Source organism: Streptomyces sp. cf386 (assembly GCF_900103585.1).
Classification (GTDB): Bacteria; Actinomycetota; Actinomycetes; order Streptomycetales; family Streptomycetaceae; genus Streptomyces.
Genome location: NZ_FNHV01000003.1, coordinates 533,060 through 548,277 on the forward strand (window position 1 = coordinate 533,060; position 15,218 = coordinate 548,277).

At 69.8% G+C, this 15,218-nt stretch carries 12 protein-coding genes and 1 riboswitch; of the genes, 5 read left to right on the forward strand and 7 right to left on the reverse strand.

The window, feature by feature from the left end; translation table 11 throughout:
• Window positions 1-32: 32 nt before the first annotated feature.
• The 5 genes from BLU79_RS10355 to BLU79_RS10375 form a co-directional block, all read right to left on the reverse strand.
• Window positions 33-911, reverse strand: coding sequence for an ABC transporter permease (locus tag BLU79_RS10355; protein ID WP_093905340.1), 879 nt, complete (start codon window positions 909-911; stop codon window positions 33-35).
• Window positions 898-1,962: an ABC transporter ATP-binding protein gene (locus BLU79_RS10360; protein WP_177000958.1), complete on the reverse strand. Its 1,065-nt coding sequence runs from the start codon at window positions 1,960-1,962 to the stop codon at window positions 898-900. The genes BLU79_RS10355 and BLU79_RS10360 overlap by 14 nt, the downstream gene beginning before the upstream one ends.
• A gap of 52 nt (window positions 1,963-2,014) precedes the next feature.
• Window positions 2,015-3,292 carry a LolA family protein gene (locus BLU79_RS10365; protein ID WP_093905523.1) on the reverse strand — a complete coding sequence of 426 codons (1,278 nt, stop codon included), beginning with the start codon at window positions 3,290-3,292 and terminating at the stop codon, window positions 2,015-2,017.
• A gap of 296 nt (window positions 3,293-3,588) precedes the next feature.
• Complete coding sequence (locus BLU79_RS10370) at window positions 3,589-4,599, reverse strand: CHRD domain-containing protein (RefSeq protein WP_256333238.1); 1,011 nt, start codon at window positions 4,597-4,599, stop codon at window positions 3,589-3,591.
• Between the two features lie 256 nt (window positions 4,600-4,855).
• On the reverse strand, window positions 4,856-5,866 hold the full coding sequence (locus BLU79_RS10375; protein WP_093905342.1) for a polyprenyl synthetase family protein: 1,011 nt from the start codon (window positions 5,864-5,866) through the stop codon (window positions 4,856-4,858).
• A 207-nt stretch (window positions 5,867-6,073) separates the two neighbouring features.
• Here BLU79_RS10375 and BLU79_RS10380 point away from each other — a divergent pair, with 207 nt between their 5' ends.
• The 3 genes from BLU79_RS10380 to BLU79_RS10390 all read left to right on the forward strand — a co-directional run bounded on the left by BLU79_RS10380 (window position 6,074) and on the right by BLU79_RS10390 (window position 10,794).
• Window positions 6,074-7,576, forward strand: a complete 1,503-nt coding sequence (locus tag BLU79_RS10380; RefSeq protein WP_093905343.1) for a peptide MFS transporter — start codon at window positions 6,074-6,076, stop codon at window positions 7,574-7,576.
• 19 nt (window positions 7,577-7,595) lie between these two features.
• Window positions 7,596-9,593 (forward strand): CocE/NonD family hydrolase, encoded by a 1,998-nt coding sequence (locus BLU79_RS10385; RefSeq protein ID WP_093905344.1) that lies wholly within the window; start codon window positions 7,596-7,598, stop codon window positions 9,591-9,593.
• Between the two features lie 267 nt (window positions 9,594-9,860).
• Window positions 9,861-10,048, forward strand: a riboswitch (cyclic di-AMP (ydaO/yuaA leader).
• Window positions 10,049-10,053: 5 nt separating this feature from the next.
• Entirely contained in the window at window positions 10,054-10,794 is a 741-nt protein-coding gene (locus BLU79_RS10390; protein WP_093905345.1) for a transglycosylase SLT domain-containing protein, read from the forward strand.
• Window positions 10,795-10,825: 31 nt separating this feature from the next.
• On the opposite strand, the gene BLU79_RS10395 is transcribed toward BLU79_RS10390, so the two are convergent.
• Window positions 10,826-11,656, reverse strand: a complete 831-nt coding sequence (locus BLU79_RS10395) for an HAD family hydrolase (RefSeq protein WP_093905346.1) — start codon at window positions 11,654-11,656, stop codon at window positions 10,826-10,828.
• A 168-nt stretch (window positions 11,657-11,824) separates the two neighbouring features.
• Window positions 11,825-12,286: a carboxymuconolactone decarboxylase family protein gene (locus BLU79_RS10400; RefSeq protein ID WP_093905347.1), complete on the reverse strand. Its 462-nt coding sequence runs from the start codon at window positions 12,284-12,286 to the stop codon at window positions 11,825-11,827.
• A gap of 206 nt (window positions 12,287-12,492) precedes the next feature.
• On the opposite strand from BLU79_RS10400, the gene fahA reads away from it, so the two are divergent.
• Window positions 12,493-13,713, forward strand: coding sequence for a fumarylacetoacetase (fahA, locus tag BLU79_RS10405; RefSeq protein WP_093905348.1), 1,221 nt, complete (start codon window positions 12,493-12,495; stop codon window positions 13,711-13,713).
• Between the two features lie 261 nt (window positions 13,714-13,974).
• Complete coding sequence (locus BLU79_RS10410) at window positions 13,975-14,913, forward strand: M56 family metallopeptidase (protein ID WP_093905349.1); 939 nt, start codon at window positions 13,975-13,977, stop codon at window positions 14,911-14,913.
• Window positions 14,914-15,218: the final 305 nt, after the last annotated feature.

Consider the following 15,218-nt stretch of genomic DNA (forward strand, 5'->3'; position numbering starts at 1 on the left):
TGACTCCCGGACGATGATCGGCGAAGCAGCTCCTACGCGTTGACGTCCTTCGCCGCGAACCGCGCCCACGCCGCCGAGCCGAACACCACCGCGTACAGGGCCTGGACACCGAGGTTCTTGACCAGGTCGTCCCAGTACACGGGTTCGCGCATGAGGTCGGCGAAGGACAGCCAGTAGTGGGAGAAGAAGTACGGCTGTATCGCGTGGAGCTGGGGTATCTGGTCAAGGATCTGGACCGTGATCAGCAGGCCGACCGTCGTCGCCATCGCCGCGATGCCGCTGTTGGTCAGCGTCGAGACAAACAGCCCGAGGGCCGCCACTCCTATGAGTGACGCGGCGACGACCAGGGCGATCAGCAGGGCTCTGCCCAGCCCTTCCGCGAAACTGATCCGGGTGCCGGAGATGGTCGTCAGTTCGCCCAGCGGGAAGAGCAGCGCCCCGACCGTGAGCGCCGAGACCGCGACCACCAGGGTGGCCACCAGGCAGAAGGCCATCGTGGTCGCGTACTTGGTGAGCAGCAGGCGGGTGCGGCCGGCAGGGGCGACGAGGAGATAGCGGAGGGTGCCCGCGTTCGCCTCGCCCGCTATCGCGTCGCCCGCGATGACGCCGATCGCCATCGGCAGGAAGAACGGCAACGTCGCGGCCAGCGCGGTGAAGACCAGGAACAGGCCGTTGTTGGTGATCTGGGAGATGAACGCCGGACCGCCACCGCCCTGCGGGCCACCGCCTCCCCCCGCCCCACCGTCGCCGGTCTCGATCTTCACGGCGATCCCGACCAGGATCGGCACGGCGGCCAGGACGCCGAGCAGCGCGAGCGTGCGCCAGCGCCGGAAGGTGGTGATCAGTTCGCTGCGGAGGAGACCGAAGGTCCACAACGGACTGGGCTTACCGATTGCTTCAGCCCGCGACATCGAACCCCTCCCCCGTGAGCGCCACGAACGCGTCCTCCAGAGAGGCCCGTTCGACACCGAAGCCGCGGACCCGGACCCCGGCGGTGACCAACGCCGCGTTGACCTCGGCGAGATCACGATCCGGGGGTTCGGCTGTCACCCGGTCCTCGGTGATGACGACGTCACCGGCGCCCTGCTCCTTCAGCACCCGGGCCGCCTCCCCGGCATCGGGCGTGGTCACGACCAGCCGGCCGCGCGTCCCGGCGGCCAGCTCCGCCACCGCACCCTGGATGATCAGCCGGCCCTGCGCCATCACCGCCGCGTGCGTGCACACCTGCTCGATCTCGTCGAGGAGGTGGGAGGAGAGGAAGACGGTCGTGCCCTCGGATGCCAGTTCCCTGATCAGGGCACGGATCTCGCGCATGCCCTGCGGGTCGAGGCCGTTGGTCGGCTCGTCCAGGACGAGGAGCCTGCGCGGCTGGAGCAGCGCGGCCGCGAGCCCGAGCCGCTGCTTCATGCCGAGCGAGTACGCCTTCGCCTTCTTGCCCGCGGCGGCCGTCAGACCCACCCGGTCCAGCGCGGCAGCGACGCGGGTGCGCCGGGTGCGCGGATCGGCGGTCGGGTCGGCGGCGTCGTAGCGGATGAGGTTGTCGCGGCCCGAGAGGAAGCCGTACAGGGCGGGGCCCTCGATGAGCGCGCCGACGTGCGGCAGTACGGCGCGCGCGGACCGGGGCATGGGTTGCCCGAGCACGCGCGCGGTACCGGAGGTGGGCTCGATGAGGCCCATCAGCATGCGGATGGTGGTGGTCTTGCCGGAGCCGTTGGGCCCGAGGAAGCCGAAGACGCTGCCCGCCGGGACGGTCAGATCGAGACCGTCCACGGCGAGCTGCCCGCCGCGGTAGCGCTTGGTGAGCGCGCGGGTGGCGATCACCGTGCCGACGTTGTCGGCCTGGTCGGAATGGCCGACCTGATCGGACCGGTCGGCCCGGGCCACCTGCTCGGCCTGGACGACCTGCTCGACCCGGCCGGATCGATCGACCTCGTCGCCCTCCGCGGCGGGCAGTTCCTCCATAGGCTCCTCAGGCTCCTCGACTAGTGGTGCGCGTACGGCGCCCGGTGACGGGTCACTTCGCCGACTCGGCCGCCTTCACGAGCGCGTCCTTGTCGACCGCGCCCACGTAGACCTTGCCGTCGTCCGTGATCAGGGCGTTGATCAGGCGGGTCTTGAAGACCGTGCCCGAGCCGAACTTGCCGGTGACCTTGTCGCCCAGGGAGTCGAGGAAGCCGCCCATGTCGCCGCCGACCTCGCCGCCGGAGGGGACGCCCTCGCCGCCGGTGTCGAAGACGGCCACGGAGTTCCAGCCCTCGCCGATGACCTCGGGGCCGCCCTCGGGCGCCTGGCCCCGCTCGCCCTCGGACTTCGGGCCGCCGAACTCCTTCTCGAACTCCTTGCGAAGCTCGTCCTCGGACTTCGCGGCGCCGTGTTCCGAAGCGGCGCCGTCCAGCTCGCCCTCCTCGGTGACCTTCGCGCCCTTCGGCGGGGTGAAGTCGAAGGTGGAGGCGGCCGGCTTGGCGAAGCTGACCTGGGTGAAGCCCGCGTCGATCACGGCCGCGCCGCCGCTCGACGGGGTCAGCGTGAACTTCAGCGGCATACCGGTCTTGGCGTCCACGGCCACGGTGATCGCGCCGACCGTGGTCCCGGACTGCTTCGGCTTGATGAGCAGCCGGTAGGCGTCCCGGCCCGCGACCTGCGCGGTGCCGTCGACGGTGACGGACGTGGTGTCGTCGACCGCCTTCAGGGCCTCCTCGGTGAACTCCTTGGGGGTGGCCGGTACCTCTTCGGTCTTCCCCTTGCCCTTCTCGCCCTGGGGCTCCTCCGCGGTGCCGTGGAACACCTCGTTCGACTTGCTGTCGTAGCCCCAGATGTCCTTGCCGTTGTGGATGAGGCTGTACTCGGCGGCGTTCTCCAGGAGGGAGAGCTTCTGCCGGTCCGGGCCGTCGGCGGCGACGCGCAGCGTGTGCGTGCCGGACGCGAGCTCGGTGAGCTTGGTCGTGGGGTCGGCGGACGACCCGTCACCCGACCCCGACCCCATGGCGCCGGAGGCGAGGCTCGACTCCAGCCCACCGAGGTCGGGCAGGCCCAGATCGGTGGTGATCTTGAAGGTGCCGGACAGCTGCTGCACGTCCGACTTGGCGATCTTCTCGATGAGTTGCTGCGCGGTGATCTCCGGCAGGTCCGGGTCGCCGGAGTCGGCGATCGCCGGGACGAGCCCGATGGTCGCCGCCGCGACTCCCACAACCGTGGCCGGGACGACATACCGCGCGGCCTTGCGCCGTCGCGCCGCGCGCAGGTCGTCGCCTTCCTCGGCGGTCGTACTGTCGTCGGATGCGTACGGTGCCATGTCTGCCTTACCTCCGTCGTCGGCGGCGGCCAACCGTCTCGTTTCCTCGCCCGCGAGTCTCTCGACCCCGCACTCGTCCACCCCTGAGCCGCCATTCTCACCCGAATCGGTGAGGAGTGGTGATTTCCGTGGTTTCCATCTGACCAAATCCACCAGGGAGATTCGTCAACCTCCGGAGCCAACTCCGCGTACACCTGCGGTATGACACATGGAGGCGGCGCCTCCCCCGACCCGTAGGGGTTGGCGGGGAAGACGCCGCTGTGCGGGCGCGCTGCCGTGCGGACGAGCGTTGCGGATCAGCCGTTGATGAACACGTAGTCGGCCTGGTACGGCACCCCGACGATGGCGCCGGGCGTGCAGGAGCCGGCCGGGGCGACGCCGCCGACGGTGTTCAGCCGCAGGATCTCGGCCGTGTCGGCGAGGAGGCCACGGTGCTTGCCGGACTGAGTGGCCTTCAGGTCGAGCTCGGGGATGTTCTTGTCGCCGTTCGGGGTCCTGGAGATGACGGACCCCGTCACCGCACTGCCGTCCCGCGCGATCCACTGCGGTGTACCGGAGTTGGGCGCCACGAAGGAGTGCGCGATACGGCCGCCCAGTACGGCGCTGACGTCCCGCTGGGCGAAGGCGTACCCGCCGCCCTCGGCCGGCTTGCACTCGTAGATCTGCTTGCCCTTGATGACGGACGCCTGGAAGTTGTCGAGCGCGTCGCGGAAGTCGAACCCGGCGACGGTGACCTTGTGGAGCTGGCCGCGGACGGCACCGCCCGGGAACTCGGCCGTGTGGAGGTTGGCGTAGAACGAACTCGGGTCGGTCTTGAGGGCGTTGAGAAGGGCGGTGTCCGTCACGGTCACGGTGCCGGTGACGCTGTGCCCCCTGCTCTTGCCCAGCAGGCCGCCGAAGTCGACCTTGATGCCGCCGTTGGTGCCCTTGGCGCCCTGGTGGATATGGAGGGCGGTCGGCTTGCCGGTGCCGCGCCAGGTGACGGCGACGGACACCTTGTCGCCCTTGACCTTCACGAACTGCAGGGCGGCACCGTCCTTGTCGCCGACGGCGGGCCCACCCTGGACTGGAACCTCGTTCGCCCCGCGCAGACTGGCGGCGAGGACGGTGCCTCCGGTACCGCCACTTGCGGTACCGCTCTGGCTCACGATCCCCTGCGCGTCGCCTCCGGTATGGCCCGCGTGGTCAGCACGGTCACCTCCGGCGGCGAAGGCGGGAATCACCGCGGCGGCGACACCACCGACGGCGGCCACCGCGACAGCGGTGACGATCAGGCTCTTACGGCGCTTCGAGAACGTCGCATTCATGCCCATGATTCTTTTTTCTCCCCGTATTGCGGCTGACGCCCCCTGCGTCAGCTTCTGGTCATGAATACGGAGCGGATCTTAGTTTGGACTCAGTCCAGCATTGAGACCTACGTCACACTCATTCAGCCCGTCCGGCGTTTGAGGGCAAGGCCCTTTCAGGGCCGAAGCGGGGGTCCAGGGGGCGGCAGCCCCCTGGCGGGGTCAAAGGGGCAGAGCCCCTTGAGGATGGGACGGGTAGGGGCGGCGGGGGCGAAAACTATCCGGCCCGATGCACCACGGCGTCGCACAACTCCATCAACGCAGCCTTGGCATCGACATCCGGCAACGGCGCCAGCGCAGCCCGCGCATCCTCCGCATACCGCACCGTGTCCCGCCGGGCCTGCTCCAACGCCGGATGCACCCGCAGCGCGTCCAACGCCTCCGTGAGCCGCGCATCGTCACTCAGATCGGAGTCCAGCAGCTCGCAGAGCGCGAGATCCTCCGCCAGCCCCAACCGCTCGGCCCGCTCCCGCAGCCGCAGCACCGGCAGCGTGGGAATCCCCTCCCGGAGATCCGTCCCCGGCGTCTTCCCGGACTCACGGGATTCACTCGCGATGTCCAGCACGTCATCCGCCAACTGGAAGGCCACCCCCAGCCGCTCCCCGTACTGGGTCAGCACATCGACCACCGTCTCGTCGGCGCCCGACATCATCGCCCCGAAGCGGCACGACACCGCCACCAGCGACCCGGTCTTCCCGCTCAGCACATCCAGGTAGTGCTCGACGGGGTCCCGCCCGTCCTGCGGCCCCGCCGTCTCCAGGATCTGCCCGGTGACCAGCCGCTCGAACGCCTCGGCCTGCACCCGCACCGCCTCGGGCCCGAGGTCGGCCAGGATGTGCGAGGCGCGCGCGAACAGAAAGTCGCCGGTCAGTACGGCAACCGAGTTGCCCCAGCGGGCGTTCGCGCTGTCGACCCCCCGCCGCACCGTCGCCTCGTCCATCACGTCGTCGTGGTACAGCGTCGCCAGATGGGTCAGCTCCACCACCACCGCCGACGGCACGACTCCCGGCGCATACCGGTCACCGAACTGGGCAGTGAGCATCACAAGCAGCGGCCGGAACCGCTTTCCACCCGCTCGCACCAGATGCTGGGCGGCCTCGGTGATGAAGGGGACCTCACTCTTGGTGGCTTCGAGCAATCCCTCCTCGACAGCCGCCAATCCGGCCTGGACATCGGCTTCCAGAGCCTGGTCCCGCACGCTCAGCCCGAACGGCCCGACGACGGTCACGAGGGGTCTCCTGTCTGCTGGTGTCTTCTGGCGGTTACACGGTTTGTCGATAGGTCGCTGCCATCACTCAAGTCAGCGTATCCGGTCACGTTTCGATCACCGATGCCGCCCACCCGTCCACCACGGGCGGTATCGGATCACGACCGGTATGTTTTTGATCACCTGAAACGGACGGATATCTATCGACTTATAGGGAAGTAGCGGCCCGTGTCCCGAACCGAAGTCGACATCGAGCCCGAGAGCGGGCCCCCGCCCGGCGACGACCACTCCTTCTTCGGCCAGCCCAGAGGCCTGCTCACCCTGTCCGGCCTGGAGGTCTGGGAACGCTTCTCGTTCCTCGGCATGCAGGCCATCCTCGTCCTGTACTTCGCCGACGCGGTCACCTCCGGCGGAATGGGCATGTCGGCCGGAACCGCCGCCTCCGTCTCCGCCGCCTACGGCACCCTCGTCTACCTGGTCTCCGTCGCCGGCGGCTGGCTCGCCGACCGCATCCTCGGCTCGTACCGCGCCGTCCTGTGGGGCGGCATCCTGATCGCCTGCGGCCACTACGCCATGGCGGTGCCGACGGCCGGCATGACCTGGGTGGGCCTCGGCCTGATCAGCGCGGGCACCGGACTGCTCAAGCCCAACGTCGCCACCATGGTCGGCAAGCTCTACCGCACCGACGACGACCGCCGCGACGCCGGATTCGCGCTCTACTACATGGCGATCAACATCGGCGCCTTCGCGGGCCCGCTGATCACCGGCTGGCTCGGCGACCACCAGGGCTGGCACTGGGGCTTCTCCGCGGCGGCGATCGGCATGACGTTCGGCCTCATCCAGTACGTCGTCGACCGCCGGCACCTCGCCGGGCGGAAGCACGCCGCCGAATACGCGCTGGCCCCGGCTGCCATGCGCCGGGCGGTCCGCCTGATCACCTCGGGCCTGGTCGTCACCACCGCGCTCGCCGTCCTCCTCGCCGCCGCCGGCTGGCTCACCATGGACCGCTTCGTCGACCTGCTCACCCTCGTCTCGGTGATCGCCCCGGTCGTCTACTTCGCGGTGATGTTCGCCAGCCCACGCGTCACCCCCGAGGAACGCGGCCGGCTGCGGCCGTACATCGTCCTCTTCCTCGCCTCGACGGTCTTCAACTTCATCCTCTTCCAGGCGTACTCGACGATGATCCTGCTGGCCTCGACGAACGCCGAGACGGCCATCCTCGGCTTCGACTTCCCCGCCAGTTGGTACGCCTCCGCGCTCGGCGCGTTCGAGGTCGCCCTCGCCCCCGTCGTCGCCGCGCTGTGGGTCCGTATGGGGCACAGCCAGCCGCACGCGTCCAACAAGATCGCGATCGGCGTCGTCCTCGGCGGCCTGTCCTTCCTGCTGATGGTGGTGCCGACCTCCGGACACTCCTCCGACGACTACCTCATGTCCGTCTGGTGGATCGTGGGTTCCTACCTGCTGCTCGGCCTCGGCGACGTCCTCCTGGAGACCTCCGGCATGTCGGCCACGACCAAGCTCGCCCCGGCCGCCTTCGCCAGCCAGACCATGTCCCTGTGGTTCCTCTCCCTCGCCCTCGCCAACGGCATCCAGGCCCAGACGGTGAAGCTCTACGACGACGTCTCCAAGCCCGCCTACTTCGGCGTCAACGGCGTGATCGCGGTGGCCGCGGGGCTGGCCGTGATGGCCTCGGCGCGCTGGCTGCGCCGCACGATGCACCCGGTGCGCTGACCTGACGGGGGACCCGCTCATGCACATCCGTACGTCCTTCCCCTACGAGACGACTCACGAGGACCTCTGGATCCCGCTCCCGGACGGGACTCTGCTGTACGCGCGCGTGTGGCGCCCGCTGACCGACGAGCCCGTACCGGCGCTCCTGGAATACCTGCCGTACCGCCTGACCGACTGGACCGCGCCCCGTGACCACCAGCGCCACCCCTGGTACGCCGGCCACGGCTATGCCTCCGTGCGCGTGGACATCCGGGGCCACGGCAACAGCGAGGGCATGCCCACGGACGAGTACTCGGCGACGGAGCTGGCCGACGGTGTGGAGGTCGTCAACTGGCTGGCTGCCCAGCCCTGGTGCAACGGCCGGGTCGGCATGTTCGGCATCTCATGGGGCGGCTTCAACTCCCTTCAGATCGCGGCCCTCGCGCCCGAGCCGCTCAAGGCGATCGTCACGGTCTGCTCGACGGACGATCGCTATGACAACGACGTGCACTACATGGGAGGTTCCGTCCTGGCGGTAGACATGCACGCCTGGGCGTCGACGATGCTCGCCTTCGTCTCCCGGCCGCCGGATCCGCAGCACGTCGGCGAGGCCTGGCGCGACATGTGGCTGGGGCGTCTGGAGTCCGTGGACCCGTTCATCCACACCTGGCTGAACCACCAGACCCGCGACGACTACTGGCGCCAGGGCAGCGTCTGCGAGGACTACGGCGCGATCGACGCCGCCGTCCTGGCAGTGGGCGGCTGGCACGACCCGTACCGCGACACCGTCCTGCGCCTCGTGGAGCACCTGCCCACGGACCGCGTCCGCGGCCTGATCGGCCCCTGGTCGCACCAGTACCCCGACCGCGGTCTGCCGCCGGGCCCGGCGATCGGCTTCCTCCAGGAGACGCTGCGCTGGTGGGACCACTGGCTGAAGGGCAAGGACACCGGCGTCATGTCCGAGCCCCTGCTGCGCGCGTACGTCAGCGACTCGCACCGCCCGGCCACGGTGTACCCCGAGCTGCCCGGGCGCTGGGTCGGCGAGCCGGCCTGGCCCTCGCCCCATGTGCGCGGCATGACGTACGCCTTCCAGGGCGCCCCCGCCCTCGTCCGCTCCCCCATGCACACCGGCCTCGACGCCGGCCGTTTCTTCCCCTTCGGCAACGACGCCGACCTGCCGCCCGACCAGCGGGAGGAAGACGGGCGGTCGGCCTGCTTCGAGTTCGAAGTGGGCGAGGAGACCTGGGTGTTGGGGCGGCCGAAGGTGCGGCTGCGGCTGACGTCGGAGGTGCCGCGCGGGCAGGTCGTCGCCCGACTGTGCGACGTGGCGCCCGACGGCTCCTCGACCCTGGTCACGCGGGGCGTGCTGAACCTGTCGGCACGCCACGGTCGGGACCGTGCGGTGCCGTGGGAGCCGGGGGCCACCGAGGACGTGACCTTCGAGCTGAACGGCATCGGCCATGTCTTCCCACCCGGCCACCGCATCCGTCTCGCCGTCTCCTCCGCGTACTGGCCGTGGATCTGGCCCCAGCCCGACTCGTCGGCGGGCTTCACCCTGGAACCGGCGAGCAGTTCCCTGGAACTTCCGGTACGCGCACGTGCGTTGGACGAGAAGGCGATCGTCTTCGAGGAACCGGAGCAGGCGGAGCCGCTCGGCGTGAACACCCCCATCACGCTGGACGAACCGCGCCCCGAGCGGCTCGTCGTACGGGACGTGGCCAAGGGCGAGTGGCGTCTGGAGGTCGACCCTCGCTACGGCGGCACGCGCGTGTACCCCGACGGTCTGGAGTTCACCGAGGACGCGCTGGAGACGTACACGATCAACGAGTCGGACCCCCTGTCGGCCCGCACCCGCTCGGACTGGTCGATCCGCCTGCACCGCCCGGAGCTGGCGTGGGACGTCACCGTGCGCACGCGCTCGGAGATCAGCTGCGACCGGGAGCACTTCGTCACCTCCAACGAGGTGATCTGCCTGGAGGGCCAAGAGGTACTTTTCCACCGGACATGGGAGAAACGGACTCCACGGACAGCCGGTTAAGCGCGAGTTGGAGCCATTGCCCGATTTGCCGCTCTTGTGGATGCCAGTGAGTTGAGTCACGCAGCCCCGGCCGCACACCCGACCCGGCACCCCACGTCCCTCCTTGCGCCAAGCGCAAGTTGAGGGGTTGGCAACCGCAAAGGATCAAGCGCCCCATACGCACCAGACCATGGTCAAACGGCATGACAGGGGCTACGGCACTTGTTCCGGGCATGTGCTCTCGCATACGTTCCCGCTCGTCGGGCGGACGCCGAATCCTGCCGCCGCCCGAGTCACCCACCGACTCACTCACTCACGCACGGCAGGAGCGGGGGACCCAGGTAAGTCGCCGAACCGGCCGCCTCGATGGCGCGTCGGCACGGCTCGGGGTTAAGTCGCGCTGCCACCCGGCGGCACGACCGGGCACCTCCCCGCCCGAACCCGACAGCTCACCTCGCAGGCGTCGGAGAGGAACAGCGCCATGCCCCGAGGCAAGCACCGCCGCCCCCGCACCACCCCGCTCACCCGCCACATCATCGCCGCCGGCACCGGCACCGCCGCCCTCGCCCTCCCGCTCCTGAGCGCGACCACCGCGAGCGCCGCAGAGCCGGCCCAGGCTCCCGCCCCGGCCAAGGTCGGGTCCGTCACGTACACCACGAAAAAGGGCGACTCGCTCTACGGCATCGCGGACCGGTACGACGCCCAGGGCGGCTGGAAGCAGCTCTACAAGGACAACCGCAAGGCCATCGGCGACAACCCCCGGCTGATCCACCCGGGCCTCGACCTGAAGGTCCGCGCGACGAAGAAGGCGAGCACGGCGGCCAGCACCGCCGACAAGGCGTCCACGCCCGCCAAGAAGTCCTCCGTTGCCCAGGCGACCCAGTCCTCCGTGAAGTCCTTCCCGAACAACCTCGACGGCTGGATCCGCAATGCGCTGCACATCATGGCGCAAAACGGAATTCCGGGATCGTACGAGGGCATTCACCGCAACATCATGCGCGAGTCCTCCGGCAACCCGACCGCCATCAACAACTGGGACTCCAACGCCGCTGCGGGCACCCCGTCCAAGGGCCTCCTCCAGGTCATCGACCCGACCTTCGCCTCGTATCACGTGCCGGGGACGGTGTACGACCCCTTCGACCCGGTCGCGAACATCGTGGCCGCGTGCAACTACGCGGCCGCGCGGTACGGCTCGATCGACAACGTGAACGGGCCTTACTAGACAAAGAGCAGCATTCGCCGATTAACGACTCCTACTGGATGAAATCGGCCAGTATGCCGGTGAACAGTCGCTCGAGGACGACGGCGATGCCGTCGTCCTCGTTCGACAGGGTGATCTCGTCGGCGACCGCCTTGAGTTCGGGGTGCGCGTTGGCCATCGCGACCCCGCGAGCGGCCCAGTCGAACATGGGGATGTCGTTGGGCATGTCCCCGAAGGCGATGGTCTCGTGCGCGCCGAGGCCGAGATGCTCGGCCGCGAGCGCCAGACCGGTCGCCTTGGTGATGCCGCATGGCTGGAGTTCGACGGTCCCGGGCCCGGACATGGTGACCGTGGCGAGGGAGCCCACCACCGAGCGCGCCGTCGCCGCCAACTCGTCGTCCGAGAGGCTGGGATGGCGCAGCAGCACCTTGCTGATCGGCTCGCACCACAGGTCGTCGCGATGCTGGACGCGCACGGCGGGCAGGGTGGGGTGGGGCATCAGATATCCGGGCTCGATGAGCGTGAGGCCGTCGACGCCGTCCTGGTCGACGGCCGCGTACACCTGCCCCACCTCGGCCTCGATCTTGCCGAGCGCGGTCTCCGCCAACTCCCGGTCCAGGGTGACGGACCACAGCAGACGGTCCGCGCCGGCGTCGTACAACTGCGCGCCCTGTCCGCACACCGCGAGCCCCGTGCTGCCCAGGGCGTCGAGGAGCGGTCGCACTCTGGGCGCCGGCCGTCCCGTCACGACGAGGTGCTGTGCACCGGCCGCCGCCACCAGCGCGAGCGCGTCGATGGACCGGTCCGAGAGCGTGTCGTCGCCTCGGAGCAGCGTCCCGTCCAGGTCAGTGGCGATGAGTGAATATGCGATAGGTGCGGCCATGATCAGAGAATACGGACAGGACGCCCCATCGACTCGACGCGAACCGGACGGCTGCTGTGTTCACATGTGTTGACTCCTGTTCCGGTTGCGGTTCTCGTTCCGCTTCTGCCCCCGGCCCTGTCCCCCGTTCCGCTTCCAGGTGACAACTTCCTTCCGCTTGTGGCGATTTCACCCCCACGTGGTGCCCGCGGGCTCCTTGATGGTGGTGTTGATTCGGTTGAACATGTTGGTGACGGCGATGGTGAGGATCAACGCCGAAAGCTCCTTCTCGTCGAAGTGGTCGGCCACTTCGTCCCACAACGCGTCCGGCACCGACTCGTGCGAACGGTCCGCGAGCCGCGTCATCGCCTCGGTCAGCTGCAACGCGGCCCGCTCTGCCTCGGTGAACCAGGGCGCCTCGCGCCAGGCCGAGACCGAGTCGATCCGCTCGTCGCTCGCCCCCGCCTTGCGCAGATTGGTCGTGTGGCCGTGCACGCAGGCGCCGCACCCGTTGATCTGGCTGGCGCGCAGCCCGACGATCTCGGCCAGCTCCTGCGACAGGCCTCCCTCCCCGATCGCTTGGAAGAGGGTGCCGATCCCCTTCATGGCGCCGGAGAGGACGTACGCCGGGTTGGTCATCCGTGCCTGCATGATTCCCGCCTCCTGGGTGAGTGCTTCCGTCTTCACTGCACTGACGAAGCGGAGAAGCCAGATGTGACCGCAGTGCGGCGACCTGGTGATTCGCCGGCTCGGCGACGCAGAACTCCGCACTGCCCAAGACAGGCGACTCACACGTAACGTGTGGCCCGAACACATGGCAATGGCATACGGAGCGGATGAGAGTGAGGCAGCACCCCATGCCCCCCTTCGATCTCCCCGAGGGCGACCCCTTCGGCACGCACAACCTTCCGTACGGCGTCTTCTCCCTCCCCGGCTCGGACTCCGCGCGCAGGGTCGGCGTCCGGCTCGGCGACCACGTCCTCGACGCGGGCAAGGCGGCCTACGTGCTGGGCTCGCCGTACGCCCCGCTGCTCGCGCAGGACACCCTGAACCCGCTGCTCGCCGCCGGCCGCACCACCTGGTCGGACGTGCGGCGCGCCCTGACGGCATGGGTGACGGTGCCGGCGCACCAGGAGGCCATCGCGGACCTCCTCCATCCGCTGTCGTCGGTGACCCTGCACCTCCCCTTCGAGGTCGCTGACTACGTCGACTTCTACGCCTCCGAGAACCACGCCCGGAACGTCGGCCAGATCTTCCGCCCCGACGCCGCGGACTCCCTGACCCCCAACTGGAAGCACCTGCCGATCGGTTACCACGGCCGCTCCGGCACAGTCGTGGTCTCCGACACGGATGTCGTGCGGCCCTCCGGCCAGCGCAAGGCCCCCACCGACCCGGCACCGCTCTTCGGCCCGTCGGTCCGCCTCGACATCGAGGCCGAGGTCGGCTTCGTGGTCGGCGTCCCGTCGGAGATGGGCCAACCGGTGGCACTGGGCGACTTCCGCGAACACGTCTTCGGCCTGTGCCTGCTCAACGACTGGTCGGCACGCGACCTCCAGGCCTGGGAGTACGTCCCCCTCGGCCCGTTCCTCGGCAAGTCCTTCGCCACCTCGGTGTCGGCGTGGATCACCCCGCTGGACGCGCTGGAGGAGGCCCGGGTGGCACCCCCTGAGCGGACGCACCCCCTGCTGCCGTACCTGGACGACTCCGACCCCTCAGCGGAACCCGGCGGCTACGACCTGCGTATCTCCGTGGCCATCAACGGCCACGTCGTCTCCGAGCCTCCCTTCTCCACCATGTACTGGACGGCCGCCCAGCAACTCGCGCACATGACCGTGAACGGCGCCTCGTTGCGCACCGGCGACCTGTACGGCTCCGGCACGGTGAGCGGCCCGACGGAAGCCGAGCGCGGATCACTGCTGGAGCTGACCTGGAACGGCCGGGACGCTCTTGAACTCCCCGACGGCAAGCGGACGTTCCTGGAGGACGGCGACGTGGTGACACTGTCCGCCTGGGCTCCGGGGCAGGGTGGGGTTCGAGTGGGGCTGGGTGAGGTCACGGGGCGGGTCGCGGCAGGGTGACGCCGGGAGTTCGGTCCGGCCGGCGGCGTCCGCGGTCCAACCAATGGCTCCCGTCCGGCGGTTCGCGGCCGGGGCACGGAGGCTGCGCGGGTCGGTGACCGGCCCGGCGGCGGGCATTCGGTGAGTCTTTCCCCCTGACTCCTGCGTTGGTCACCGTCATACTGGCTGGCGGTGGGCAGCGAGCCGCAGCCTGTTTTCGTGGCCCACCGCCCCGCACAGCCGCCCCCGCACCTTCCCTGACCAGGATCCGGAGCCCTTGGCATGACCGTCTGCCTGCTCCTGTTGAGCGTCGTCGCCCTGACGGCCGCCGTACCCGTACCGCGAGCGCTGACCCGGGCGACCTGGCCCGAACGAGAACCCGTGGTCGCGCTCTGGGTATGGCAGTGCCTGGTCGCCGCCGTCCTACTGTGTTGCCTGACGGCCCTGGCCCTGGGCACTGCGGCCGTCTTCGGCACGGTGCGCGCCCAGCTCTTCGCTCCCGCGCCGCCGTCGGTGACGGAGGCGTACGACCTCTCGGCCGCGCCGGCCTGGGCCGCCGCGCTCAGCGTGCTGCTCGCCTCCGGTGCGGCATGGACGACCGCGATGCTGGCCCGGGAGCTCGTCGAGGCGCGCCGGCGACGCGGCCAGGCCAGGGCCCACCTGCGGGAACGCGCCCCCGACCTGCCGGCCGGCCTGGGTTCGGCCCGCGGCCCGCTCCTGGTGCTGGAGGACGAGTACCCGGACGCCTGGTGGATGCCCGGCAGCCCGCCCCAGCTGATCGTCACCACGGGCGCCCTGCACCGCCTGACCGACCACCAGCTCGACGCCGTCCTCACCCATGAGCGTGGCCACGCCCAAGCCCGCCACGATTGGCTGCTGCACCTCTCCACCGCGCTTGCCACCGGCTTCCCCCGCATCCCGTTGTTCGCCCATTTCTGCGACCAGACCCACCGCCTGGTCGAACTCGCCGCCGACGACACCGCGTCCCGTCGCTGCGGTCACCTCACGACGGCCCTGGCCCTGATCGAGCTCAACCAGCACCGGGGCGTTCTCTCCTGCTCCTCCACCAACCGCCTCCTGGGCGAACGCGTCAACCGCCTCCTCCAGCCCCCACCCCGCCTGGGCCGCCGCCACCGAGCCCTCACCACGGCCCTGGCAGCACTGGTGCCACTGCTCCCCCTCCTGATCACGTTCGCACCGGGACTCACGGCACTGGGCTGACGCCCGAAATCCGGGGCGGGGATCGGCACAGGCGGTCATGCTGGGGTCGGCTACGTGAGCAGTCAGGCCGGGCTGGGCCCCCGATACCGCGGAGTCAGCGGCAGAGGCCGCGGTGTAGACGGGCACGCTGGGACAGCCACCTGAGCAGTCCGGCCGCACCGGGCCACCGATACCCGGGGGCCAGCGGGCAGCCGTAGCGGTACAGACGGGCACGCTGTGACAGCCACCTGAGCAGTCCGGCCGCACCGGGGCCACCGATACCCCGGAACCAGCGGCAGACGTCGCGGCGTATGCGGGCACGCTGG